Genomic DNA, 22368 nt, shown 5'->3' on the forward strand with positions numbered 1-22368 from the left:
TTCTGGAACAGGTTGAACATGGCCGCACCCTGTTTTCACGCGATGCCGAGCGCGCGCGATTTTAGCGATGCGGTTTGGGTGACGATCCCGGCCACCTCGTCGATGGCGTCAAAGACGCTGCTTAAATCTTCCGCCGTCGAACAATAGGGCGGCATCAGGTAAAGCACATTGCCGAGCGGCCGGATAACGATCCCGCGCTTACGGAACAATTGCCGCATGCGCGGCCCCGCCTCGGCGAGATACCCACCGGCGGGCGTCACGAGATCGAGGGCCGCGATGGTCCCAATTTGCCGAATACCGGTAAAACGCCGGTCATCCGCAAATCGCTGGAGATTGTCGTGCAGAACCTGTTGCAATTGCCCCATGCGTTGAAGCACGGGCTCATCCCGCCAGACCTGAAGATTGGCGACGGCCGCAGCACAGGCGATCGGATTGGCCGTATAGGAACTGGAATGGAAGAAGGTCTTGCGGCGATCCGTCGAAAAATGCGCATCAAAGATTTCCGCGCTGCACAGCGTTGCCGCCAGCGGCAAGGAGCCGCCGGTCAGGCCCTTGGAGGTGCACAGAATATTCGGCGCAATGCCGGCCTGTTCGCAGGCGAACATGGTTCCGGTTCTGCCCCAGCCCGTCATCACCTCGTCTGCAATGACGAGGCAGCCATGGCGTTCGGCGATCTGTTTCAGCCCGGCCAGAACATCCGCGCCGTAAATCTTCATGCCGCCCGCCCCGAGCACCAGCGGCTCGACCAACAGGGCGGCGATACGGCCTGAACGGCAGAAGTTTTCGAACATGTCCAGCGTGTGCTGTTCGTTGCCCGCTTCCGGAAAAGCCAGCCGGTCGACGCCGAAGAGCAGCGGTTCGTAAGCGACATTGAAGACACCGCGCTCACCGGTCGACATGGTGCCGATAGTGTCGCCGTGATAGCCGTGCTCCATCACCACGATACGGTCGCGCTTTTCTCCGCGATTATGGAAATATCCCAGCGCCATTTTCAGCGCTACCTCAACCGCAGTCGAGCCGCTATCGGAATAAAACACATGGCTTAACCCGGCGGGCGCAAGCTCGATCAGCCCGCGCGCCAGCGTTTCGGCGGGTTCATGGGAGAACTCGGCGAAAATGACCTGGTCGAAGGCCTCTGTCGCAGCGCGGATGGCCGCCATGATCGCCGGGTGCCGGTGCCCGTGGGTGATGACCCACCAGGAGGAAATGGCGTCGAACAGGCGATTGCCGTCCTCATCGACGAGAAATGCGCCTTCCGCAGAAACCACGCGTTTCATTGGCGGTTCCAGCCCATGCTGGGTGAAGGGATGCCAGATCGGGGAACGGCTCATGCCGGCGTCTCCAGAAAATCAGCGAGATTGAAGTGTCGCGCAAAGGCCCGATGCAGCACCTCTGATGTCATCTCCGGCAGGCGCGGCAGACGGCCGAGCGGGCGAACGGCGCCTATATTGGCGATGACGCGCTCATTTTCCCGGTTCTCGTCCCCGATGAAAACCACGCCCTGCACGGGAATGGCACGGTGCCGCAACGCCTCGAGCGAGAGCAGCGTGTGGTTGATGGTGCCCAACGACGTCCTTGCGCATAACACAAGCGGAATTTGCCAGCGGGCGAAGATATCGGCGAAGAGCACCGTGTCCGTCAGCGGCACCAGAAGCCCGCCCGCCCCCTCGATCACCAGCGGTCCATCCGTTTGCGGCGGCAGCAGCAGCGCGGGATCGATCGTTATATTCTCGCCGCGTGCCGACAGATGCGGCGAAGCCGGCATTTTCAGGCGATAGGCCTCCGGTAGAATACGCCCGCGCGGCACGCCACCCAGCCGTTCCACCGTCTCGCTGTCTGTTTCTTCCTCCAGCCCGGATTGCACGGGTTTCCAGTAATATGCCTGCAGGGCCTGGGTCAGCGCTGCGGAAAAAACCGTCTTGCCGATGCCCGTGTCGGTGCCGGAGATGACGAAACGAGGGCTCATTTCCGCTCCTCCGCAAGCGAAAGGGCGAGCAGCCCGATCATATTGGCGATCTGGCTTTCATCCACATTGAGCGTGATGGCGATGCGCAGGCGCGCCGTGCCCTCCGGCACCGTCGGCGGGCGGATCGCCCGCACATCGAAACCACCCTCCCGCAAATGCGCGGCGATACGCAGCGAACGGGCATTGTCGCCTATCATCACCGGTAATATCTGCGAGCCGCTGGGCGCAACGCCGAGCCGGGAGCGAAGCTCCTCGCCGGCAAAGTTTACCAGTTTCGCCAGCCGCAAGCGCCGCCATGGTTCATCGTCGACGATGCGCAGGGCTTCCCGAACCGCAGCAGCCATCAGCGGCGAAGGTGCGGTCGAATAGATGAAACCGCGGGCGCGGTTGACGAGATAATCGGCGAGAACCGCCGGCAGGCTCAAAAGCGCACCGGAAAGACCGAGCGCCTTGCCGCAGGTGTGCAACGCCACCAAATTGTCCCGGCCTTCCAGCTCCGCGGCAAGGCCACGCCCGCCGGGGCCGAAAACACCGGTGGCATGGGCCTCGTCGACGACAAGGAAGCCCTCATATTTCCCGGCAAGATCAGCCAGGGCCGAAAGCGGCGCACGGTCGCCATCCATGGAATAAAGGCTTTCGACGGCGATCCACGGTCGGCCCCGGCCACCCTCTTGCCGCCAGCGGATTATTTCCCGTTCGAATGCCTCGACCTGATTATGCGGCACCGCGATCGCCTTCGCCTTGCCGGCCACGATACCGTCATGGACGCTGGCATGGATCAGGGCGTCGTGAAGAACGAGGTCTTCCCGCAGCGGCAATGTGGAGAACAGTGCGACATTAGCGGCAAAACCGCTGCCGAAATAGATCGCTTTTTCCGCCCCGAAAAGCACCGCCGCTTCCGCTTCCAGCGCCTCGTGTTCGCAATGGTTGCCGCGCAGCAGCCGCGAGCCGCCGGCCCCCACCGGCACGCCCCTTCCGATGGCGTCGGCGATTGCCGCCTTCAGCCGGGGTGAATCGGCAAGCCCAAGATAGTCGTTGGAGGTGAAGTCGACCCCCTGTTGAGGAGCAAGCGCGCGCAGCCGCGATTTGCGCTCCAGGCCGGCAAGCTTCGCCTCATAGGGTGAGAACGCTGCAAGGTTCACCGGCACCCTCCCGCCTCCCCAGACTGCAATTCCGTGGACTGCAATTCCATCGGCTTCAGGCCCAGACGGCGGAAAAGCGTCGTGTCGTGGTCCTCACCCGGATTATCCGCCGTCAGCAGCGTCTCGCCGATGAAGATGGAGTTGGCGCCGGCCAGGAAACAGAGCGCCTGTGTCTCATCGCTCATCTCCGTGCGCCCGGCCGAAAGCCGCACATGCGAATGCGGCATGAGGATACGCGCCAACGCGATGGTGCGGACGAAATCGATGGGATCGACGGGATCGGCATTGGCAAGCTTCGATCCGGGGATCGGGATCAGCATGTTGATCGGCACGCTTTCCGGCGGAACCGGTAGATTGGCGAGCGTCACCAGCATCGAGATCCGGTCTTCCACCGTTTCCCCCATGCCGAGAATGCCGCCGGCGCAGACCTTGATGCCGGCATCGCGGACATTGGCCAGCGTTTCCAGCCGGTCCTCGAAGGTGCGGGTGGTGATGATCTCAGAATAAAACCGCTCGGAAGTGTCGACGTTGTGGTTGTAGTAGTCGAGACCGGCATCAGCCAGCCGTTCGGATTGCTCCGGCGTCAACATGCCGAGCGTCATGCAGGTTTCCATGCCGAGCGCCTTCACGCCCTCGACCATGGCCACCACGGCCTCCATGTCGCGCTCCTTGGGATTGCGCCAGGCAGCACCCATGCAATAACGCGTCGCGCCGCCTTCCTTCGCCTTGCGCGCCTCAGCCAGCACCCGCTCCACTTCCATGAGTTTGGAGGCCTTGAGGCCTGTCGGGTTGCGGGCGGACTGGCTGCAATAGCTGCAATCCTCCGGGCAGCCGCCGGTCTTGATGGATAAAAGCCGGCTCATCTGGATGGCGTTGGGATCGAAATGACAGCGATGCACCTGCTGGGCGCGGAACAGAAGATCGTTAAACGGCAAATTATAGATAATTATGGCTTCCTCAAGCGACGAACGATCTCCAGGACTCGCAATTGGAGCTAGATTTCTGTCAATTTGCGTCACGATCTGGCCCATCTGTCGACCTTTCCTCAAAATAAATAGATAGAAGTTCGTTTTATCTATTTTTCTCGAACCCCGTTTTGCAAGCACTTTTTTCGAGAAAAAATTTTTGACAGGAGAGATGGGCGGCAGATGCGGGAGCAGAATCGTTGGGGCCATGGGGTTATCGCCGGCTGGGATTCGAACAGACGGGACGCTCCGCCCTCGACGGACAGGGGCGACCCTATCCGCTCGCTCCTCTTCAATGTCGCGCAACGGGAGAATAGGCCGCAAGCTACGCCAGTACGCTTGGCACCCGCGCTGCGCGGGAATGCGACATGACGGCTTTTGTCAATGGTTATGAGGTATATCCATTGACAAATCACAGGACTGCAGCTTTTCTATCCCGCATGCGTGAGATGTTGCGAGCATCGAAATTAATGGCCCTGTTGTTCAGACTGGTGATGATCCTGTCACTGGCGGGCTATAGCGTTTCCGCTGTCGATGCCGCAATGCATCCTGCCGAAGCCGGTGGAATGCAGCACGATCAGTCCGCCATGATCGACCACGGCGCAATGATGGACCATGGCGGTTCAACCATGATGTCCGATAGCCATGATCACAACGACATGACCGCCGAGCATGATAGCGGCGCCCAAAAAAACGCAAAGCCCCAATGCTGCGGCGATTTCTGTCTCGGCATGGCGGTCCTGATCAGCTACGACACCACTGGCAGACCCGTCGTCAACAGCATCCGCTCGTTCCTCGATGACAGCAAGGCGCTGGGCCAGACTCCGCTGCTTCACCGTCCCCCGAATATCTGAACAGGCAAAGCCCGCCTTTGGGCAGTGACCGTGCGTGAGCGGCTTTAGCGCCGTCGCGCCGTTGAATCTCCTGTTCGGAAAATAACCATGAACCCAATTTACATTGTGGTTGCAGCGCCCCTGCTTTTGGGCGGCTGCACAGCCACATCCCTGATGAACGAGACCGCCTCCTATGACGACGCGGCAAACCCGTCGCTCGGCGCCGCCCCTATCCGCTATCAGACCCCGGTCGCGGGTTACGCGCACCGCACGCCGGTGGATCCGAAGCCCTGGCGGAACCAGAACGATGCGCAGGCTCCGAAAGGAGACGCATCATGACGATACTTACCTTCAAACTGGGCGCGAAACTCGCGGCCACCCTTTGCCTGCCGTTTCTTCTTGGCAGCTGTGTCACGGCCGCCCAGTATGCGTCGCGCGACGCCGGTTTCACCAATGTTTCGGCCAGGACATCCGAGGCGACGGGAAAACAGGCGGTCTGGGTGCAGAACCGGACCGAGGCGCAGGCGACGCAGGCCCGCGTTAAATCGCTGATGGCAGAGAGCAAGACCCTTGATGTCGAGACGGCGGTGCAGGTTGCGCTGCTGAACAACAAAGGCCTTCAGGCGGCCTATGCCGATCTCGGCGAATCCGCCGCCACCGCATGGCAATCGACCATGCTGGTCAATCCGCGGATCGGCATCGGGCTGACGGGGATCGGCACCCCAGGTCTCAGGGCCTACAAGGCGATCGAAGGTGTCGTCGTAACCAATATTCTGGCGCTCGCCACCCTCAAGAAAAATGTCGAGATCGCCGATACCGGTTTCCGCAAGGCGCAGCTTGGCGCCGCGCTGAAGACGCTGCAACTGGCGTCTGATACCCGCCGCGCCTGGATAACCGCAGTGGCGGCATGGGAAAATGTCAGCCAGCTGGCGCAGGCACAGACCGCGGCGGATGCCGCCTCGGAACTTGCCGTCAAGCTTGGGGAAGCGGGTTCGCTCAACAAAGAGGGCCAAGCCCGCGAGCAGGTCTTTTACGCCGAACTGACGGGCCAGATCGCCAAGGCGCGGCTTGAGGCCCGCCTTGCCAAGGAAGAACTGACGCGGCTGATGGGACTGTGGGGCGCCGACATCGAATACACCATTCCCAACCGCCTGCCCCCGCTTCCGAAGGCGCTTGCCAAACGGGACATGATCGAGGCCGAGGCGCTGCAGCGCCGCGTGGACCTGCAGATGGCCAAGCTCGATCTGGAGGCAACCGCCCGATCGTTCAAGCTCACCGAAGCCACCCGATATGTGACCGATCTCGAAATCCGTTCCGGCTTCGAGACCGAACGCGAGCTGGAGGATGGCGAAAAACACAAGCAGACAACCGGCAATGCAGAGCTGGAATTCGTCATTCCGATCTTCGATTCCGGTCAGGCACGCATGCGGGAATCCGAACTCGCCTATATGCGTGCGGCGAACCTGCTGGCGGAAAAGGCGGTCAATGTCCGCTCGGAAGCCCGCTCCGCCTATCAGGCCTATCGCTCAAATTACGACATCGCCCGACACTACCGCAACAGCGTGGTGCCGCTGCGCACCAAAATCGAGGAGCAGTCGCTGCTGACCTATAATGGCATGATCACCAACACCTTCGAGCTTCTGGCCGACAGCCGGGAAAAGGTCAGTTCCAACCTGCTGGCCATCAATGCCAAACGCGACTTCTGGCTCGCGGAGGCCGGCCTCGCTCCCGCCATCTACGGGGGAGGTACGGGTGCTGCGGCAGGTGCGGAGACCGAGGTTGCCGCCGCTGGCGGCGGTGGCGGACACTGAGAAAGGAAATCACCATGTTCAATAGAAGAAACTTTCTGGGTGTCGGCGCCGCCATGGTCTCCTCGGCGGCCTGGGCGAAAACATCCAACACCAGCCTGCCGGAAGCGGCCGTGATGGAAACGGCCGCGACCCAGGCCCCGGTCAAGCCCACTACCGGCCCCGATTACAACCCTGTGGTCACGTTGAACGGCTGGACCCTGCCCTTCCGGATGAACAACGGCGTCAAGGAATTCCACCTTGTCGCCGAGCCGGTGGAGCGCGAAATGGCGGAGGGCATGACCGCCCGTCTCTGGGGTTATAACGGTCAGTCGCCCGGCCCGACCATCGAGGCCGTCGAAGGCGACCGGGTGCGTATTTTCGTCACCAACAAGCTGCCGGAACATACGACGATCCACTGGCACGGCATGATCCTGCCGTCCGGCATGGATGGGGTGGGCGGCCTGTCGCAGCCGCATATTCCTGTCGGCAAGACCTTCGTCTACGAGTTCGATCTCGTGAAATCGGGCACCTTCATGTACCACCCGCATTCGGACGAGATGGTGCAGATGGCGATGGGCATGATGGGTTTCTTCGTTGTCCATCCGAAGGACCCCACCTTCATGCCGGTGGACCGCGATTTCGTGTTCCTCCTCAACGCCTTCGACATCAACCCCGGCGCCTCCGTTCCCAAGATCATGACGATGACGGATTTCAACCTGTGGGCATGGAACAGCAGGGTGTTTCCGGGCATCGATCCGCTGGTGGTTTCCAAGGACGACCGGGTGCGCGTGCGCGTCGGCAACCTGACCATGACCAACCATCCGATCCACATGCATGGTTACGATTTCGAGGTGACCTGCACGGATGGCGGCTGGGTGCGGCCCGAGGCGCGCTGGCCGGAGGTTAGCATCGACATTCCCGTCGGCGCCATGCGCGCCTACGAATTCGACGCCAAATATGTCGGCGACTGGGCGATCCATTGCCACAAGTCGCACCATACGATGAACGCCATGGGACATGACGTCCCGACCTTCATCGGCGTCGACAAGAAGACTGTCGCAGAGAAAATCCGCAAGGTGCGGCCGGAATATATGCCGATGGGCACCGCCGGCATGGCCGATATGGGCGCGATGGAAATGGAAATCCCTGAAAATACCGTACCCATGATGACGGGTTGGGGGCCGCACGGCCCGATCGAAATGGGCGGCATGTTCTCCGTGGTGAAGGTCCGCGAAGGCATCTCCGCGGGCGATTACTCAGATCCCGGCTGGTACGAAAATCCGCCCGGAACCCAGGCCTGGGAATGGACCGGCACGTTGCCGGATACGACCAAGACCAATGACCCCAAAACGCAGATCACGCCGAAACCGATGAAACACGGCTGATCGCGCAGCCACACACACCCACAAGATCCCTCACCAAAATCAAGGAAATATGGAATGACCAAACTGAAAATTGCACTGCTTCTTGCCGCTCTCGCCACGCCCGCCCTTGCATCGGGCACTCATGGCGGCGGCCATGAAGCGATGGCGATCGGTGAACCGGGCGACAAGGCCAAGGTGACCCAGACCATTCAGGTGACGATGAAGGAAACGCCTGATGGAAAGATGGTGTTCACGCCCGCCAAATTCGAATTCAAAAAGGGCAAAACGGTTCGCTTCGCCGTGAAGAATGTCGGCGAACTGGACCATGAATTCATTCTCGACGAACAGAAGGCCAATCTGGAGCACAAGGCCGCCATGGAGAAGGCTCCGGAAATGGAGCACGACAATCCGAATGCGATCAGCCTCGCGCCCGGCGAAAGCGGCGAAATCATCTGGAAATTCACCAATGACGGCATGTTCGAATTCGCCTGCCTGAAGCCCGGACATTACGAGGCCGGCATGCGCGGCGATCTCAAAGTTTCTGCAAAGTAACCCGGCAACAAAGGAATCTGACCATGAAGACCATCGTAAAAATCGCCGTTGCAACGGCACTCCTGCTCACCGCTCCCCTCAGTGCATTCGCGGAAGAATTCACCAAGGGAACGGTCAAAAAGGTCGATACTGCAGCCAAGAAGGTCACCATCATCCATGAAGAACTGAAGAACCTCGACATGCCGGCCATGACGATGGTGTTCCGCGTCAAGGACGATGCGATCCTCGCCAAGCTCAAGGAAGGCGCCAATATCGAGTTCGTCGCCGAACGCGAAAACGGCAAGCTGGTCGTCGCCCAGGTGAAATAAGACATCGGCAGTTGCACACGCCTGTGAGGCATCCGCACAGGCGTGTGCGATACGATGGTAAAGAAGCCACGGGATCGCAGATTTTCCCGAGCTGGCATCATCCCTAAAGCTGATCCATTCCAGCATGCTGCGGCCCTGTTTCCGCGCTTCCAGGCGCAACGCTGCTAATGACGAGGCGAAGAAAACAGCTTTCCCTCTTGCAGCCGTCGCCCTAACCTCGGGCGGGTTTTCGCGCCGGACCGAAGATCATGAAACTGATGGCGGCAAGGAACCAGACGCTGATGCCGGCATAGAGCATGACCAGCCCGAACCCGTCCGCAAGCGCGCGATGGACGAGTTCTTCCGAAATCCCCTGCGCCGAGGCGCCGGCAGTTCCCGCCGCGATCTTTTCCGCCAGCGACTGCACTTCATGCACATCCGCACCGGAAGGCAGGTTTGCCCAAAGCGAAGCCTGGACGCCCTCGACCAGAATAAAGCCCATGATCGGGATGTTGATGGCGAGCGAAATCATCCGTGCGCTCATATCGATGCCCGAGGCCATGCCGGAACGGGCGGGAGAAACCGCACCCGTGGTGGTGTTGGTGACGGGCGTATTGGTCATCCCCAGCCCGATACCGGCGAGGATGCAGCCGGGCAGCATGGTGAGCCAGCTCGCATTTTCGATGCCGCTTCCCAATTTCATCAGCATAAAACCGAGGCCGATGGTGAACAGCCCGGACGGAATGACGAGGCGCGGCTGGTAGCGCAACGACAGGCGCTCCGCCAAGGGCGGCATCACCAGCGCTGGCAGCGTATAGGCAAGCAGGCCGAGGCCAGCGGTGACGCTGTCATAACCGAGGCCCGCCTGAAACCAGATAGGCAGATAGATCATGAATGGCCAGAAGCTGATATTCATCGCCGCAGAGCCGATGATCGCCCCCGAAAAAGGCCTGATGCGGAAGACGGAGAAATCGAACATCGGTCTTGAACTAAGCTTTTCAGCAATCACGAAGGCGATGAAGCTTGCCAGAGAAATGCCAAGGATCAGAAGCGCCGTCGGGCTGACAAAACCGAGCGCGGGTCCCTGGGTGATGAAAAAGGCAAGGCAAAAAACGGCGACTGAAAGCGTGACCATGCCGGCAAGATCGAGACGCGCCGCCTCCGGATCGCGCGATTCCCCAACGCCGCCGGCGGCAAGCAGCCATGTTCCCGCGCCGAGCAGGACGTGAACGAGGAAAACCCATTCCCAGCTCCAAAGCGCAACGATGACGCCGCCTACGATTGGGCCGAAGCCCAGCCCCATGCCCGAGACGACACCCCACCACCCGAACGCCATGCCGCGTTCGCGTGCCGTGCGGAACTGATGCGACAGGATGGCGATCTGGCACACCAGCATCGCTCCGCCGCTCAGCCCCTGAATGAAACGGGCGCCGATCAGCACCGAGACGTTTTCCGTCATTCCGCAGGCCAGAGAGGAGAGTGCAAAAGCGGCGATGCTGGCGATGAAGACACGTTTGCGACCGAAGCGATCTGCCAACGCCCCCGTCGCCATCAGCACCATCGTCACGCCGATCGTGTAGGCGTTCATGATCCACTGAAGCTGGCGGAAATCCGCATGCAGCACCTGTTCGAGTGTTGGCAGGATCGCCGGAACGCTAGAAATTTCCAGCCCGAACATCAGGGCGGAGAGGCAAACGGCAGCGAGCGCCATGGCGCTTCTGCTGTTTGCTGGTGCGGTAACGGCAAGGGTCATTCTTCAGCCTTTCATGGGTCGGTCCGCCACTGCGAAAACCGGTCTGTGGAGGAGGTACGCTAGACAAAGCTTGACCATAACTGAATTGGATGATTGGCTATTTCAGAGACAACAAATTGGAATGATCGATATGAGCACGCTGGATGTTGAGGCCGTCGAGGCCTTCGTTGCCATCGCCGATATGCAGAGCTTCACCCGTGCTGCCGAAGCGCTCGGTACCACCCAGGGCGCCATCAGCGTCAAGCTCAAGCGGCTGGAAGATAGGCTCGGCCAGCGGCTGCTCGAACGCACGCCGCGCTCCGTGCGGCTTTCAGCGCAGGGCGCGGTGTTTCTGGCCCCCGCCCGCGAGTTTCTCGCCGCGCATGATCGGGCGCTGGCGGGTCTTTCCTCGCCGCGCCGCCGCTTCGGCCTTGGCATTGCCGCCCACGTTGCGGGACCGGAGGTTCCGACCCTGCTTGCACGTCTCAACGACCACGACCCCGGGCTTACGATTGAAGTGCGCATGGATCATTCCCGATCCTTGCTGGACGCCTTCGACCGTGGGGAGATCGATGCCGCGATCATCCGGCGCGAGGATGACCGGCGCGACGGCGAAGTGCTCGGACCGGAACACTTCGGCTGGTATGCGACCCCGCAATTCGAATATCGTCAGGGTGAACCGCTGCGGCTGGCGGCGCTCTCACCCGCCTGTGGCGTGCGTGACATCGCCACCCGCGCCCTGGATGCGGCTGCGATTGCGTGGACGGAAGTGTTTCTCGGCGGCACATCTTCGATGGTGACCGCCGCCGTCTCGGCGGGCCTTGCGGTTTCCGCCTTCTCCTGCCGTCTTGCGCCACCCGGCACCGTGGAGGTCAGCCAGCGTTTTGGCCTGCCGCCACTGCCTTCCACGGAAATCATCATGTTCTCGACCCTGACGGACGGCAGATCTCGGGAAGCGTTACGCACACTCGCCGCGGCATTTCGCGAGCACCGCCCAGCATAATCACTATGGTCCCTCAGATTGGCGTCGCCTGCTTGTCGACAATTCCCGGCAGAAAATTTAGCATTGGACGAAAAATGAAACGACCGATGCTTCTCTCGGTCCAATCGCCGCAGCGGAGACTTCATGTCACTTCCCCAGAAAATCGGCTTTATCGGAACCGGCGCCATCACCGACGCGATGGTGCGTGGCCTGCTCGCGAAGCCCGCCGCCGTTCCACATGTGATGGTGTCACAACGCAGTGCCGATATTTCCGCCAGTCTTGCCGCCGATTTCCCACAGGTGATCGTCTCTGGCGATAATCAGGCAATCGTCGATGGCTGCGATACCGTCATGCTGGCTATCCGGCCGCAGATAGCTGAGGAAGTCATTCGGTCTCTCCGGTTCCGGGACGCGCAGAAAGTCATCAGCGTCGTTGCCGCAACCGGCCGCGAGACGCTTCTGGACTGGATCGGCGCGGATGTGCGTCTCGCCCAGGCGATCCCGCTGCCCTTCGTCGCCCGGCGCAAGGGCGTCACCGCCATTTATCCCGCCGATACGGATACGGCTGCAATCTTCAACGTGCTTGGTAATGCGGTGGAATGCGAGACGAAAGCGGAATACGATCTTCTGGCCGCCGCCAGCGCGCTGATGGCCACCTATTTCGGCATCATGCAAACAACGACCGAATGGTTGGCTGAAAACGGTCTGCCAGAAGAAAAGGCCCGTTCCTATATTACTCCCCTCTTCGCCGGTCTCTCCGAGGTGGCGGTATTGGCCGGAAGCAAGGCTGATTTTAGCGAGACCAGCCGCGAATTCGCCACCAAAGGCGGCCTCAACGAGCAAGTGCTGCTGGACTTTAACGGCAAGGGAGGTTCAAGGACTCTGAAAGAAGCATTGAGCCGCGTGCTGGAGCGGATTACGCAATAGCCGGATAGTTGCAGCGGCAATAACAAAAAAGGGACCTTTCGGCCCCTTTCTGTCTTATGCCTTCCCCGGACGATTGATTGTGAGGAAGTGCCGCACGACAGGCTTTTCCAGCCCGGAATGATAAGCCAGCACCTTGCCCTGCAAATCCGCATCAGCGTGGGAAACCCGCTTGTGCTGGCGCAGATGCTCGGCCCAGGATTCCACCATGAACCATTCAACGATCTTTTGCGGATCGGCGGAGTCTTCCGTCACACCCCAGCCATAGGCGCCATCGCGGCGACGTTCCTGGGAAAGTTCGTCCAGCGCATGCAGGAAGGCCGAGCGGTGATGCTTTTCGACATTATATTCGATCAGGATCAGAACCGGGCCGCGATCATGGGCTACCGGCTCGGCAACGAGCGGTTCGGGCCAATGGTTGGACGGCACCATATCCGCATCGCCCGCAGGCAATTTCAGGCGGTGCATGACGACGCCCGCAATCAGCAATCCCGCAGCGCCAATCAGCAACGCACCCGGAACGCCTGTCGCTTCACCAACAGCGCCCCAGCCAAGGCTGCCGACCGTCATCGCGCCATTGAAGACGGTTAGGTAAACGGCAAGGCCACGGCCGCGCACCCAGTTCGGCAGAACCGCCTGGGCGGCACCATTCAGCGTGGTCAGCGCCGTGATCCATGCGCCACCGAGGAAGAGCAGGATGATGATGGCAAGCCACTTTGGCGGTGCGAAGGACAACCCGGCCATGACGAGCGCAGTGGTGAGAGCCGCACCCAGCAGCAGGGCATCGGCATCGAAACGGCCGCGCAGCTTCGGCATGATCAGCGCGCCGCCAATGGCGCCGGCGCCGACGGCACCGAGCAGGATGCCATAGAAGCTCGCATCGCCGCCGAGCAATTGCCGGGCGACCAAAGGCAACAGCGCCCACACAGCACTGGCAAATGCAAAGAAGATCGCAGCCCGCAGCAGGACGACATGCAGTGGCCGGCTGGCGCGGGTGTAACGAAGGCCTGCCCGGAAAGCGCCGAGGAAACCTTCGGCCAGCGCATCGTCGGCGTTCTTCACCCGCGGCCACCACAATAGGGCGGCGATGACAATGAAATAGCTGGCAACGTCGGCGCCATAGGTAACGGCCGCACCGAAGGCCGCAAGCAGAATGCCGCCGGCGGCAGGACCGATGGAACGGGCGATGTTGATGCCGAGCGAGTTCAGCGCCACGGCGCTCTTGATATCCTCACGCTTCACCAGTTCCGGCACGATGGCCTGCCACGTCGGGCCCATCAGCGCCGCACCGATACCGCCGAGGAAGGTGAGCCCGATCAGGGCGCTGACGGATAGAAGTCCGGTGTGAGCAAGAACCATGAGGGTGACGCTGACCGAGGCCAGCAGAAGCTGCACCGCGATCAGGAATTTGCGGCGGTCGAGAATATCCGTCAGCACGCCGGCCGGGATTGCCAAGAGAAAGATCGGCAGCGTCCCTGCCGCCTGAACCATGGCGACGGCCGCCGGCGAGGCTGAAAGATCGGTCATCAGCCATGAACTGGCGACATCGCGCATGAAGCTGCCGGTATTGCCAAGCACCGTCGCCGCCCAGAGGACGGCGAAAACCGGTTGAGCAAGGGGAGCAAAGCTGCTCGCGGAGGATTTTGCGGCACTCATTTGCCTGTTCCTTTCGTGAGATCGATTGCGGCGACGATGATGAAGGCACCGGCAAGGCCAAGATGCTCGAAGAAGGCGTTGGTGGCCATCATGCGGTTCATGCCAGGCGCCATTTCCCAGAAGCGCAAAGCGATGAAGGTGGCCAGAAGCGTGAAACCTGCAAGTGAGAGAGCACCGGCCCAGCGGAGGAAGCCCGACACCACCAATGCGGAGGCGGTAAGCTCGAACAGGATGACGACGACGGCGAATGCGGCCGCCGGCTGAAGGCCAAAATGGTTCATCTCGGCGATAGCGCCGGGGAAGTCGAAGATCTTGGTCAGCGGCCCCTGAATATAGGCCGAGCAAAGCGCCAGAAGCGCAAGGGTCTTTGTGGTGGGGGCGGCAACGACATTTGCGAGGAAGCCGCGAAGTCGAAGGGTTGAAGATGGCTCGGTCATTTTTTGCTCCTGCGATCTGGCCGGTCGGTTCGAGCGGCGCTGCGTTCATCTGATGGAGCGATATTGGCGCAAAGGATTACCGCCAACAATTGCATCAATAGTTTCGATATAATTGTTATTTTCGCAATATTGAGTTTGCGGTCGATTTTCATGCCAACGGGCGGCGGCATGTGCCGCCCGTTGGGTCTTTAAGATCGGCTCAGACTGCCCAGCAGGAGCAGCCCAACGCGCCGAAGAACCCCTTGAGGTCAGCAATCGGCAGTTTCGACGTCCAGGCACCGGCATGGTCATGACCATGGACGCCGCAATCGCTGGCACAGCCGCAAGAGGTGATGGCTGCGCGTCTGAGCGAGTTCTTTCCAGCACCCTGCGGCTCTCCCCAGGCGGCATAACCTCCAAAGGTTCGCACAGGCGACCAATCGGGCATGGCCGGCGGAATATTGCTTTCATCGAGTGTCCTGAAGTCGCCGGCGCCATAGACGATCTTGCCGCCGACCATGGTCAGTTCGGAGGTAAGGAAGGAGATTTCATCCTCCGCGCAGGAGAAATAATCCTTGTCCGGCACCACGAGATCGGCGAACTGGCCTTTTTCGATGCGGCCCTTCTTGCCTTCCTCGTTGGAAAACCAGGTGACTTTTTCGGTCCACATGCGCAACGCCGTCTCACGGTCGAGGCAGTTGGCGCGCGGATAAAGCTGCATGCCGCCCACCGTCTTGCCCGTCACCATCCAGAACAGCGATACCCACGGATTATAGGAGGCGACGCGCGTTGCATCCGTACCGGCCGAAACATTCACGCCCTTTTCCAGCATCCGGGCAATAGGCGGTGTGGCTTCCGCCACGCCCTGGCCGTAACGCTCGACGAAATATTCGCCCTGATACGCCATCCGGTGCTGGGTCGCGATACCGCCGCCAAGCGCGGCAATACGATCGATGGAGCGTTCCGAGATGGTTTCCGCGTGATCGAAGAACCAGTTCAGTCCTTCCAGCGGAATGTCCTTGTTGACCTTCTCGAACACATCCAGCGAGCGCGAAATCGTCTCGTCATAGGTGGCGTGCAGACGCCAGGGCCAGCGGTTTTCCGCCAGTATCCGGACGACGTCTTCGAGTTCGCCTTCCATTTCCGGCGGCATGTCCGGTCTCGGCTGACGGAAATCCTCGAAATCGGCTGCGGAAAAGACCAGCATTTCGCCTGCACCATTGTGCCGGAAATAGTCGTTACCCTGCTTGTATTTGACCGATGACGTCCAGTTGAGGAAATCCTCCTTCTCCTGTTTCGGCTTCTGGGTGAAGAGATTATAGGCCAGCCGAACCGTCATCTGGTTCTCATCCGACAGTTTCTGAACCACCTCGTAGTCGTCGGGATAGTTCTGGAAGCCGCCCCCGGCGTCGATCACACCGGTCACACCCAGCCGGTTCAGCTCACGCATGAAATGGCGGGTGGAATTGACCTGATAATCGAGCGGCAGTTTCGGTCCCTTTGCGAGCGTCGAATAGAGAATGCCTGCATTCGGCTTGGCGAGCAGCAGGCCGGTCGGATTACCGTTCGCATCGCGGGTGATCTCGCCGCCGGGCGGGTTCGGCGTATCCTTGGTGTAGCCGACGGCGCGAAGGGCGGCGCCGTTCAGCAGCGCCCGGTCGTAAAGATGCAGCAGGAAGACCGGCGTGTCCGGCGCCGCCGCATTGATCTCCTCAATGGTCGGCAGGCGCTTTTCGACGAATTGATGTTCAGTGAAACCACCGACGACGCGCACCCATTGCGGGGCCGGCGTGATTGCCACCTGGCGCTTCAGCATGTCCATGGCATCTGCAAGCGAGCGCACGCCATCCCAGCGCAGTTCCATGTTGAAGTTGAGGCCGCCGCGCACGACGTGGGTGTGGTTGTCGATCAGGCCGGGCAGAACCCGCTTGCCCTTCAGGTCGATGATCTTCGTGTCCGGCCCGGCAAGGGCCATGACCTCGGTGTCGCTTCCCACCTCCAGGAACAGTCCGTCCTTGATGGCGACCGCCGTTGCATTCGGATTGCCGCGATCGAGCGTCGTGACGCGGCCGTTGTGAAGGATCGTATCTGGATGCATGGAAGAACCTCCGCTCTTGATGGGATCAGCGGCTTTAGCCGGTGAAAACAGATTCGGAAAGGCAAGGCTCGAGGCCGCGCCAAGAAAGGTGCGACGTGTCGTCATCAGCTTCTCTCCCGCTCGGTCGGCTGCTTGACTTCGGCAAGGCCAGTTGTTTCAGCGCCGCCCTTCGGCATATGGCCGAACATGTGCGGCTTGATCTGGTTGAACCACGAAACGGCGGCCGGTTCCTTGCCGGCGATCGTCTTCGCGAAGGGGATGATCTGCTCTCCGACCAATATGCCGAGCAGACCGACGAGAGCGATGACGGGCGGTGCGGGAGAGCGCACATTGAGCAGGCTGTAAACGATGCCAACCAGCAGACCGGCGCCAAGGGACAGAAGATAGACTTTCATGGGAACCTCCTCGATGGATGAAAGCCGCACCGGGCTGGATGGCGATCCTGCCGGCGCGGCGCGGTTGAAAGCTTATTTCTTGGCCGGGTTCGGGCCGATGCGCTTGCCGTGCTTGACGCGTTCTTCACCACCATGGACATGGGTGACGGCATAATCGATACCCATGCCGTAGGCGCCGGAATGTTCCTTCACCAGCGAGGTGACGGCGTCGTAGGTTTCCTTGCGTGCCCAGTCGCGCTGCCATTCAAGCAGCACCTGCTGCCAGGTGACGGGAATGACACCGGCCTGCACCATGCGGTCCATGGCATATTTGTGGGCATCGGCGGAGGTGCCGCCAGACGCATCCGCCACCATGTAGATTTCGTAATCCGCGACATCATGGAGCGCCGAGAGCGCGAATGTGGTGTTGCAGACTTCCGTCCACAGGCCCGAGACGACGATCTTCTTGCGACCGTTGGCGGCATTCTTCGCCAGGGCATCGCGGACATTCTGGTCATCCCAGGAATTCATCGAAGTACGTTCCAGAATGTCGTTTTCCGGGAAGACCGCGAGCAGTTCAGGGAAGGTGTTGCCGGAGAAGCTTTCCGTTTCGACCGTGGTAATGGTTGTCGGGATATTGAAAATCTTTGCCGCCTTGGCGAGGCCGACGACATTGTTTTTCAGGGTCTGCCGGTCGATCGACTGCACACCGAAAGCCATCTGCGGCTGCTGGTCGATGAAGATGAGCTGGCTGTTGGCGGGGGTAAGGACTTCGAGCTTGGACATGTTCAGTTCTCCGTTCAGGTGGTTATTGCCGGTCTGCGGCTATGGAAATTGAGAAGGCTTGGCCGGTCGGCTGCCAGCGGGGCAGCCGTCTCGAATGGCTTGGATATGCTTCAGTCAGTCGATGCGGAGCAAAAGCCCGCTTTATGCCGCAAGCGGAGCGAGGTTCGCCTCGATCTGATTACGGAAAGGTTCGTAGCGGTTCGGCAGCTTGAGCGCTTCGCCCAGATGCGCGGTATCCTCGTCGCGGTCGAAACCGGGTTCATTGGTGGCGATCTCGAACAGGATGCCGCCCGGCGTGCGGAAATAGATCGCCCAGAAATAATCGCGGTCGATGACGGGGGTGACCTGATAGCCCGTATCCATCAGCGCCTTGCGCACTTCCAGCTGCTTCTCGCGGTTTTCGACCGCGAAGGCGATATGGTGGACAGAACCTGCTCCCGGACGGGCAAAGGGCGTCTTGGGCAGGGCGGCAAGATCGATCGTATCTGCCCCGTTGCCGCCGGGAATGACGAAACGTGTCACATTGCCTTCAACTTCAGTCCGATCATAACCCATGAAACGCAGCAGTTCTTCGGTTGCGGCAGTGTCATGCAAATTAAAGCGTGCGCCGGTGAAACCGCGTATGGCGTTATCTTCGGAAATTCCCTCGGCCAGCCAGGCGGCACGGGCGTCATCGCCGGTTTCGATCAGTGCAAGGCCATCGCCATCGGGACCAGTGAAGCGCAGGCGATTGGCGCCAAAGACCGTGTCGGTCTGAATGCCGGCGGCGCCTTTGGCAATGAGACGCTCTTTCCAGAAGCCCAGCGAACCCTTCGGGATGGAAAACTGCGTCTCGCCCACTTCGCCGACACCGGGACGACCGGTCATCATGTTGGCGAAGGGAAAATAGGTCATGACCGTACCCGGTGTTCCCTTTTCGTCACCGTAATAGAGGTGATAGACGCTGGGTTCGTCAAAGTTGACGGTTTTCTTGACCCGGCGCAGGCCCAGCGTATCGGTGAAGAAACTGTTGTTCTGCCGCGCATCCGACGCCATGGAGGTGACGTGGTGCAGGCCCTTGATATCCTTGATCATCGTCGGCGCCTTTCATCTTTGGTGTGTCCGTTTCGATGGATAAAGATGTAACCTGCTTGATTGCCTCGCGGAATTGCAATATTTCTCTCGAATGAATTGCGATTTTTGAAATAATAGCGATGAACGATTATAAAGCTCTCAAAACCTTCCTGATGGCGGCTGAAAAGCGCAACTTCGCGCAGGTCGCCCGCGAACTGGGCATGACGGCGGCTGCCGTCACCCGTGCAATTGCCGCGCTTGAAGACGATCTCGGTGTGCAATTATTCGTCCGCACCACCCGCCAGGTGTCGTTGACGACCGACGGCGCCGTCTTTGCCGCACAGATCCAGCCGGCGGTCGAGGCGCTGGAGAATGCCCGGCGCGATGTCCGCAACGCGCACAAGGCCGATGAGGGGCGGCTGAGGATCAGCGCGCCGACATGGCTCGGCAAGACGGTGCTGCCGCCGATCCTGTCCGGCTTCCGGGAACTCTATCCGAAGATGTGCTTCGAGATTTCGCTCTCGGACGGCCTGATCAATATCGTGGATGACGACTACGATCTGGCAATCCGCATTTCGTCGGCCCCATCGGACAAATTCACCATCTGGCGCAAGATCAGGGCCGTGCCGAGAATATTGGTGGCGGCCCCGGGCAGCCGGTTCACGCAGATGGAACATCCGGGCGAACTGACCCCTGACGATTGCCTTGCCTATAGCGGCGAAAGCCGGCGGGAGAACTGGGTCCTGTCGGACGGCGGATCGAGCATCGCCATCTCGGCCGGCCGCGCATTCAGCGCCAATAATGGCGAGGTTCTGGCCGATATGGCGGCGGAAGGCGCCGGTGTGGCCATGCTGCCGGGATTTCACATTGCCGAACATATCCGCAGCGGCCGGCTCGTTCATGTCCTGCCTGACTGGGCTCCGCCGGAACTTTGGCTGACGCTTTATTATCCGCCCTATCAGGCGCTGCCGCCCCGCATCGCGACTTTCTCGAAATTCTTCGAAGAGCAGTTACCCGCGCATATGGTGATGCTGGGCTAGGGTCGCACCGCCGTTTTCTCCGGTCGGGACGGCCACAATTCCTGCTCCGCGACGGGCCGGCTGATATTGCCCAAAAGCAAGGTGCCGGTGATCGGAGTCCGAAACCTCCGATCACCGGCACCAATTTTTAGAGCCACGCTTTCAGCGCCTCAGCTGAAGACGCCGTAAAGACAGGGCAAGGATCAAAACTCCTCCCAATTGTCGGGGGCGGTATTCAACGCGGCATTGCCTGAAAAAGCAGCCCTTATCCTGCCGCCAAGCGCACGCGCGGGAGACGCTGTGGGCCTGTCGGCAACCGACGCCGTGCGCACGAGGGCGGAGGTCTCGCCATAACCGCCTTCGGACAGTTTGAACTGGGCGATCAGCCCGTTGAGCGAAGAGGCCTCGCGTGCAAGCCCGTGGCTGGCGGCGGTGCTTTCCTCCACCATGGCGGCGTTCTTCTGGGTGTCCTGATCCATCTGGTTCACGGCCGTATTGATCTGCTGAAGACCGGAGGATTGCTCCTGCGCCGATTCCGCGATGGCAGCGACGTGCCGGTTGATTTCCTGCACCTCCGTCACGATCAGTTCCAGTGCCTTGCCGGTTTCACCAACCAGCTGCACGCCTTGCTGAACCTGACCATTGGATGTCGTGATCAGGTTCTTGATCTCCTTGGCGGCGCCGGCGGATCGTTGCGCCAATTCGCGAACCTCCTGCGCGACAACGGCAAAACCCTTGCCCGCCTCACCCGCACGGGCAGCTTCCACGCCCGCATTCAGCGCCAGAAGGTTGGTCTGGAAGGCGATCTCGTCGATCACGCCGATGATGTTGGAAATCTCATTGGCGGATGTTGCGATCTGCTCCATTGCGGCGACGGCCTGCTGCACCACCTCTCCTGATTTTTCAGCGCCGACTTTGGCGCGGCCGACGAGGTGACCCGCTTCCTGCGCCCGCTTCGTGGCGTCCTTCACCGTGGTGGTGATCTCTTCCAGCGCAGCCGCAGTCTCTTCAACGGCAGCCGCCTGCTGCTCCGTGCGCTTGGCCAGATCGTCCGCCGCAGACCTGATCTCATTGGCGCCGGCGTCGATACCGCGGGCGTTCTGCGCCACCTGGCTTAAGGTCGACTGCAACTGTTCCGCAGCCCGGTTGAAATCACCACGTATACCGTCGAGACCGGAGACGAACGGCTGAACGATCCGGTAAGTAACGTCGCCCTGTGCTATTTTCGAAAGGGCCGTGGCAAGATTGTCGACGGCAAACTGTACGTCGGCGGCCTCCCTGGCCTTCTGTTTTTCACGCTCGATCCGGTCCTTTTCCGAAGTCGACCGGTTGGCTTCCGTCTCAGTCTCAAGGCGGAGGCGTTCGATTGCGCTCTCGCGAAACGCCTGAACCGCGGCAGCCATCTGGCCGACTTCATCCCTGCGATCCATCCCGGAAATTTCGCTTGCCGTATCGCCGGCCGCGAGCGATTCCATGCGCGCGCGAAGTCGCGCAATCGGGGTGGTGATGCCCCGGGAGGAAATGAGCAGGCCAAGTGCGATCACGGCCAGCGAAACGAGCGCGAGCGTAATCAGGCCTGTCCAGATCGTCGTATTGGTGCTGGCGGTAAGGCGTTCTCTACCCTCATTCATCACCTGGATGAGCTGCTCATTGCCGGCGCTGATCTTTGGCGAGACTTCGGCAATTTTCCGAAGCACGTTGAGCGCCATCTGCTGCGCTTCGGCGCGTTGCCCTGCCTGCATGAGGGCGATGACCTGATTGCCGATCTCCTCGACTTCGACAACACCCTTTAGGATATCGCGCGCGGCATCGGTGCGTGCCGGCACCAGCTCCATGATCTTGTTCTGACGTTCCTCAAGCTGCTTACGGTCGGCTCTGAAGGTTTTGACAGCGGCTTCGAAATCAGCGCTCGTCGGGTCGTTAAGGCTGGCGCGAAGCATCTGCATGCCAAGCGCATTGAGGTTTCCGCTGGTTCTGGCGTTCAGAACCGCAGCAAGGGCCTCATGGCCGATGAAATCGCTATAGACGTTGTCGGTGCTTTTATATTGCAGGCTGACGTAGCCTATGCCGGAAAGCGACATCAGGCTCATCAGCGCGATGACAAAAACGACCTTTGTTTTTATCTTGGTATTGTTCAGGAAAGACATGAATGGCCTCAAGGCAAACATTTCTCCAGCCGCCCTCGCGGGAGGCCGCAGAATATATAATGAAACATCGCGGGTAGCTGTTGCCCCTCATAGGGCGACAAGCGGACGCCTTTTTCGAGTCGCCGCCGGGCGGGTCGTTCCGGGTCCGCTTGTTCTACCGGCTCCGCCGATGAAACCTTGGAACCTGCGTATTTTAGATTTCACAAAATAACTAAATGAAGTGTTACCCGGGATAGGCAAGTGCTGACAATTCGCCGCGCCGCAGACGGCTCCGAGCATCGA

21 protein-coding genes and 1 pseudogene are annotated in these 22368 nt (G+C 60.4%); 10 read left to right on the plus strand and 12 right to left on the minus strand.

The features are described from left to right. Positions 1-35 precede the first annotated feature (35 nt). From ACQZ48_RS04100 to bioB, 4 genes are read right to left on the minus strand one after another with little or no spacing between them, the layout of a single operon-like run. On the minus strand, positions 36-1331 hold the full coding sequence (locus ACQZ48_RS04100; RefSeq protein WP_448728569.1) for an adenosylmethionine--8-amino-7-oxononanoate transaminase: 1296 nt from the start codon (positions 1329-1331) through the stop codon (positions 36-38). Beyond that, positions 1328-1966 (minus strand): dethiobiotin synthase, encoded by a 639-nt coding sequence (gene bioD / locus ACQZ48_RS04105; protein ID WP_448728570.1) that lies wholly within the window; start codon positions 1964-1966, stop codon positions 1328-1330. The genes ACQZ48_RS04100 and bioD overlap by 4 nt, the downstream gene beginning before the upstream one ends. Next, positions 1963-3108: an 8-amino-7-oxononanoate synthase gene (locus tag ACQZ48_RS04110; RefSeq protein WP_448728571.1), complete on the minus strand. Its 1146-nt coding sequence runs from the start codon at positions 3106-3108 to the stop codon at positions 1963-1965. The genes bioD and ACQZ48_RS04110 overlap by 4 nt, the downstream gene beginning before the upstream one ends. Further along, on the minus strand, positions 3105-4139 hold the full coding sequence (gene bioB, locus ACQZ48_RS04115) for a biotin synthase BioB (protein WP_448728572.1): 1035 nt from the start codon (positions 4137-4139) through the stop codon (positions 3105-3107). Before bioB ends, ACQZ48_RS04110 begins: the two co-directional genes overlap by 4 nt. A 149-nt stretch (positions 4140-4288) precedes the next feature. Here bioB and ACQZ48_RS04120 point away from each other — a divergent pair. The 7 genes and pseudogenes from ACQZ48_RS04120 to ACQZ48_RS04150 form a co-directional block, all read left to right on the plus strand. Further along, a pseudogene (locus ACQZ48_RS04120) lies at positions 4289-4390 on the plus strand (acetyltransferase); the annotation flags it as partial. Positions 4391-4513: 123 nt separating this feature from the next. Then, positions 4514-4927: a hypothetical protein gene (locus tag ACQZ48_RS04125; RefSeq protein WP_448728588.1), complete on the plus strand. Its 414-nt coding sequence runs from the start codon at positions 4514-4516 to the stop codon at positions 4925-4927. Between the two features lie 87 nt (positions 4928-5014). Beyond that, entirely contained in the window at positions 5015-5245 is a 231-nt protein-coding gene (locus ACQZ48_RS04130) for a hypothetical protein (RefSeq protein ID WP_173991214.1), read from the plus strand. Further along, complete coding sequence (locus ACQZ48_RS04135) at positions 5242-6717, plus strand: TolC family protein (protein WP_448728573.1); 1476 nt, start codon at positions 5242-5244, stop codon at positions 6715-6717. Before ACQZ48_RS04130 ends, ACQZ48_RS04135 begins: the two co-directional genes overlap by 4 nt. Positions 6718-6731: 14 nt before the next feature. Next, a complete protein-coding gene (locus tag ACQZ48_RS04140) occupies positions 6732-8081 on the plus strand; it encodes a multicopper oxidase family protein (protein WP_269823866.1) in 1350 nt (449 codons plus the stop codon). 54 nt (positions 8082-8135) lie between these two features. Then, complete coding sequence (locus tag ACQZ48_RS04145; protein WP_173991220.1) at positions 8136-8612, plus strand: cupredoxin domain-containing protein; 477 nt, start codon at positions 8136-8138, stop codon at positions 8610-8612. A 23-nt stretch (positions 8613-8635) separates the two neighbouring features. Next, positions 8636-8920, plus strand: a complete 285-nt coding sequence (locus ACQZ48_RS04150) for a copper-binding protein (protein WP_142913527.1) — start codon at positions 8636-8638, stop codon at positions 8918-8920. Positions 8921-9131: 211 nt separating this feature from the next. Here ACQZ48_RS04150 and ACQZ48_RS04155 read toward each other — a convergent pair whose 3' ends face one another. Next, entirely contained in the window at positions 9132-10652 is a 1521-nt protein-coding gene (locus ACQZ48_RS04155) for an MFS transporter (protein ID WP_448728574.1), read from the minus strand. A gap of 130 nt (positions 10653-10782) precedes the next feature. Between ACQZ48_RS04155 and ACQZ48_RS04160 the strand changes: the two genes are divergently transcribed. Then, positions 10783-11634, plus strand: coding sequence for a LysR family transcriptional regulator (locus tag ACQZ48_RS04160; protein ID WP_173991226.1), 852 nt, complete (start codon positions 10783-10785; stop codon positions 11632-11634). Between the two features lie 123 nt (positions 11635-11757). Next, complete coding sequence (locus tag ACQZ48_RS04165) at positions 11758-12540, plus strand: pyrroline-5-carboxylate reductase (protein WP_448728575.1); 783 nt, start codon at positions 11758-11760, stop codon at positions 12538-12540. A 54-nt stretch (positions 12541-12594) separates the two neighbouring features. On the opposite strand, the gene ACQZ48_RS04170 is transcribed toward ACQZ48_RS04165, so the two are convergent. The 6 genes from ACQZ48_RS04170 to ACQZ48_RS04195 all read right to left on the minus strand — a co-directional run bounded on the left by ACQZ48_RS04170 (position 12595) and on the right by ACQZ48_RS04195 (position 18941). Continuing rightward, the gene (locus tag ACQZ48_RS04170) at positions 12595-14193 is read right to left on the minus strand and encodes an MFS transporter (RefSeq protein ID WP_077983581.1); all 1599 of its coding nucleotides are present in this window, start codon (positions 14191-14193) and stop codon (positions 12595-12597) included. Next, positions 14190-14630 carry a DoxX family protein gene (locus tag ACQZ48_RS04175; protein ID WP_142913532.1) on the minus strand — a complete coding sequence of 147 codons (441 nt, stop codon included), beginning with the start codon at positions 14628-14630 and terminating at the stop codon, positions 14190-14192. Before ACQZ48_RS04175 ends, ACQZ48_RS04170 begins: the two co-directional genes overlap by 4 nt. A gap of 199 nt (positions 14631-14829) precedes the next feature. Then, entirely contained in the window at positions 14830-16812 is a 1983-nt protein-coding gene (locus tag ACQZ48_RS04180) for an amidohydrolase family protein (protein ID WP_448728576.1), read from the minus strand. Next, a complete protein-coding gene (locus tag ACQZ48_RS04185) occupies positions 16812-17102 on the minus strand; it encodes a XapX domain-containing protein (protein WP_077983584.1) in 291 nt (96 codons plus the stop codon). Before ACQZ48_RS04185 ends, ACQZ48_RS04180 begins: the two co-directional genes overlap by 1 nt. A gap of 72 nt (positions 17103-17174) precedes the next feature. Then, on the minus strand, positions 17175-17867 hold the full coding sequence (locus tag ACQZ48_RS04190) for a hydrolase (protein ID WP_137411309.1): 693 nt from the start codon (positions 17865-17867) through the stop codon (positions 17175-17177). A 141-nt stretch (positions 17868-18008) separates the two neighbouring features. After that, positions 18009-18941: a VOC family protein gene (locus tag ACQZ48_RS04195; RefSeq protein WP_077983586.1), complete on the minus strand. Its 933-nt coding sequence runs from the start codon at positions 18939-18941 to the stop codon at positions 18009-18011. Between the two features lie 119 nt (positions 18942-19060). On the opposite strand from ACQZ48_RS04195, the gene ACQZ48_RS04200 reads away from it, so the two are divergent. Then, positions 19061-19960: a LysR family transcriptional regulator gene (locus ACQZ48_RS04200; protein WP_137411308.1), complete on the plus strand. Its 900-nt coding sequence runs from the start codon at positions 19061-19063 to the stop codon at positions 19958-19960. A gap of 182 nt (positions 19961-20142) precedes the next feature. On the opposite strand, the gene ACQZ48_RS04205 is transcribed toward ACQZ48_RS04200, so the two are convergent. Beyond that, positions 20143-22086, minus strand: coding sequence for a methyl-accepting chemotaxis protein (locus ACQZ48_RS04205; RefSeq protein ID WP_191216882.1), 1944 nt, complete (start codon positions 22084-22086; stop codon positions 20143-20145). Positions 22087-22368 lie beyond the last annotated feature (282 nt).

This window comes from Agrobacterium sp. 22-209-1 (assembly GCF_053522485.1).